Below are 3,127 nucleotides of genomic sequence, written 5' to 3'. Positions count from 1 at the left end.
AGGAACAGATCATCGCGATTTTGGCTGAGCAGGAGCGTGGCCTGAAGACGGCGGAGGTCTGCCGCGAGCACGGCATCCCGACCACTCGTTAATGCAACTTGGCTATTGAAACAGGCGCCCGGGCCCCTGGGGCGGTTCCTCAGGCAGGGGCTTGGACTGGATTTTGCGAGAATGGAGCAGCTCTTGAGTGTCTGGCAGTTACGATTACACTAGATCATAATTTTTGACACCAAAACTGGTACATACCGATAAACGTATCGGGATTATCAAGCTCAAATGCATGCCACAGGGGAAGTGAGGTTCTGGCGTTAGTGTTCGGGTGAGATTCCCTAAACTGCCTCAGAGTTCTTTGATCCCGTATTTCGAACCCGAGAAATTTCAGATGTAGAGATTTTAGAGCCGCCTCAACCTGTGGCAGGGTAAATCGGTGCTCCTGGACATGAAACAGAAGATCCCGACACTCGCTCATGTTGAAGAAATCCGATATGTTACATATTTTTGCCATTGCAGAGTTTCCGCCTGCAGCCAGACCGATGACTTTCTGCCGACATCGGCGAATGTTATCAGGAGAGGATGAATAATCCGCCTCGGCAATCAGGAATCGCTCAGCAATGATGTGTTGGCGTCCAATTTCGCTATAGAGGCCGATCTTCATGACTCCTTCCGGACGCAAAAGGTTCACCAAGGTCTGCCAGCCAGCCAGAGGATCATCCAGATGGTGAAGGACCCCGACACACTCAATAAGATCGAACCTTCTTTCGAGTTTTTCTAGTTTCGTAAGGTCCCCTTGAACGTACTCGATATTAGAAAAACCAAGTTCTTTGGTTTTTCTCTTTGCATAGGAAAGACTGCTTAAGCTCAAATCCACAGCCAGCACGTGCGCGTTCAAATACCTGGAGGCTGTACCCAGGGCATGTTGGCCGGTGCCACAGCCCGCTACTAGAATTTCTGGACTCTCCGGGAAAGTGTAGTCTCCTAAATCAAACGATAGCGGGGAATCCTTCAAAATAGCGCCAAGGCTCCTGCTTTTGTAGGCTATCCCAGTTTTGATCCAGCGGGGGTACGGGTTTTCCTCATACTGTGCACGAACCAATTGAGAGATGGCATTTTGTGTGTCGGTTATGCAGGGGATTTGATCGCGTAGAGACTGCTCTTCCAGCGGTTCGGTTATTTGCCGCTCAATCACGCTCTTTACGTCGTCTTCCCACTTCCGTTCACTCAGCCTTGCAGCCCAGGAAAATTGAAAGAGTGGCCGATAGGCTCCGAGTGCAATCATGAACGACGGAGGCACGGGACGGTCCTTTTTCACCAGCGTTGCTATCTGTTGTTCCAGCTTCTCGACCGCTTCTTTTTCTTCCTCGGTTTCTGCAAAGACATACTCGTTGGTGCAACAGTTGTGGGCCAGAGCCGTGGAAAACGGGAATACCTTCTTCTCTGTCTTTCCTTTGATTGTTTCCTTGAGCATGGCGTGGCGCAGGACGGTGAGCATTCGTTCTATCTCAAGGTCCCTGATAGGTGTCAGTTCCAGAATTCGAAGAAAGAGCGGAATCGTTGACAGCTGTTTGGCGATATCGCCATAGAGAATTTCGCTATCCTGCTGGCTGGAACCAACCGCCTCTACGATCGCCGAGAAGTCCGGATGATGGCGAAGTGCGCTGATGACTGATCGGGTAATGTAAGAAGGTCGCACCGTGGAATGCTCTAACAGTTGCAACAGATCCTGATAAAGATTGTCGTCAACAGAAGCGAACGAGACACTCTCTAAACACGATGCAAAATTGGTCCAGAAGAAGTCGTTCTGCGGATCGAGAAAAATGGCACGTCGGTACTGCGTTAAAGCCTCCACAGGTTTGCCAAGGTCTCGTAGCGCATTGCCGAGGTTGTTGTGCGCCTCAGCGTAATCGGGCTTGAGATCCAGTGCCTTGCGGAAACTGGAGATGGCCTCCTCCGGATTGCCAAGTTTCCAGAGCGCACCGCCGAGATTGTTGTGCGCCTCAACGTGATCGGGCTTGAGGCCGAGCGCCTTGCGAAAACTGGCGACGGCTTCCTCCAGTTTGCCAAGCTCCTGGAGCACAACTCCGAGGTTGTAGTGCGCTTCTATGTAATCTGGCTTGAGGTCCAGCGCCTTGCGGCAACTGGCGACGGCCTCCTCCGGATTACCAAGTTCCCGGAGCACAGCGCCCAGGTTGCTGTGCGCTTCAGCCAGGTCGGGCTTAAGGCTGAGGGCTTTGGTGATCAGATCAACGGCGGTATCGTTCCTGCCTTTTTGGTGGGCGATTACACCTAGCAGGTGCAAAGCGACGGATTGGTTTGGGTCGTTCTGCAGTATTTGTTGGTAGATATTTTCTGCCTGAGACAGACGACCCGCTTTGTGATGCTGTACGGCAAGATCCCGAGCTTGCTGGATAGTTAACGTCGGTTGTTCAGACATGTTTCACCGGATCACGCAATTCCATCAAGAACGCTTCGTTTGCCAATACTCTCATAGCAAGGCTAGCTCGGATAAGGTCTCTGATCCAGTCTGGCATGCCATCAGATGGGCAAGACCCTGACGATCATGAAACCCATCACATCGTGCGAGTGCATTCCTGCGCGGGGTGACGGGAGAGGCTCAGCGCGCTTAGGGGGTGTCATAGACGCGGAACCAGCGCCCAAAGGTGTGGAGATCCTGATTGCTGAAGTGTTCGCTCCTAACACGCAGTTCCTCGATCCGACCGGCATTCCGAGTACGCTGGGCAATTTCAAAGGCAAGACGATCGTGTTTAACGTCTGGGCCACATGGTGTGGCCCCTGCATCAAGGAGTTGCCATCGCTCGATCGCTTAGCTGGCAAGCTCGACGGCAACAATGCGGCGGCGTTTTGAGGACGCCCGAGTCATGCGTACTCTCTCTAACTTTTGTATCAGTCCTCGCGCGCACTTCCCAGAAGCACAGCAAGGGTCAGGCAGAGTGTGCGGTCAGGTTTCTCATAGGGGCAGTCTAGCAGAAAATGGGGTCAACTGCGACGAGACGGGGTTAGAAGCGTTCACTAGTTAGACACCCTCACCAACCTCTGAGGTGGTCCCAGAAAATCGGACAGGTTGCTAAGGTGTATTCCGCCGGATAACGGAGGAATACGAGATGACAAA

General features: G+C 52.5%; 2 protein-coding genes. One reads left to right on the top strand and one right to left on the bottom strand.

Annotation, left to right across the window (positions count from 1 at the left end):
- Positions 1-214: 214 nt before the first annotated feature.
- Complete coding sequence (locus tag QF629_12920; GenBank protein MDP6014423.1) at positions 215-2,431, bottom strand: tetratricopeptide repeat protein; 2,217 nt, start codon at positions 2,429-2,431, stop codon at positions 215-217.
- Between the two features lie 105 nt (positions 2,432-2,536).
- Here QF629_12920 and QF629_12915 point away from each other — a divergent pair, with 105 nt between their 5' ends.
- Complete coding sequence (locus QF629_12915; GenBank protein ID MDP6014422.1) at positions 2,537-2,863, top strand: TlpA disulfide reductase family protein; 327 nt, start codon at positions 2,537-2,539, stop codon at positions 2,861-2,863.
- The last annotated feature ends 264 nt before the right edge of the window (positions 2,864-3,127 follow it).

The sequence above is a fragment of the Alphaproteobacteria bacterium genome (assembly GCA_030739735.1).
GTDB lineage: Bacteria > Pseudomonadota > Alphaproteobacteria > UBA7887 > UBA7887 > UBA7887.
Note: the sequence above shows the minus strand (reverse complement) of the source record. Positions and strands in the feature narration are given on the sequence as shown.

Bases quoted from the DNA above. Each gene is read 5' to 3' on its own strand.
- QF629_12920 (MDP6014423.1), bottom strand. From the start codon at position 2,431: ATGTCTGAACAACCGACGTTAACTATCCAGCAAGCTCGGGATCTTGCC.
- QF629_12915 (MDP6014422.1), top strand. From the start codon at position 2,537: ATGGGCAAGACCCTGACGATCATGAAACCCATCACATCGTGCGAGTGC.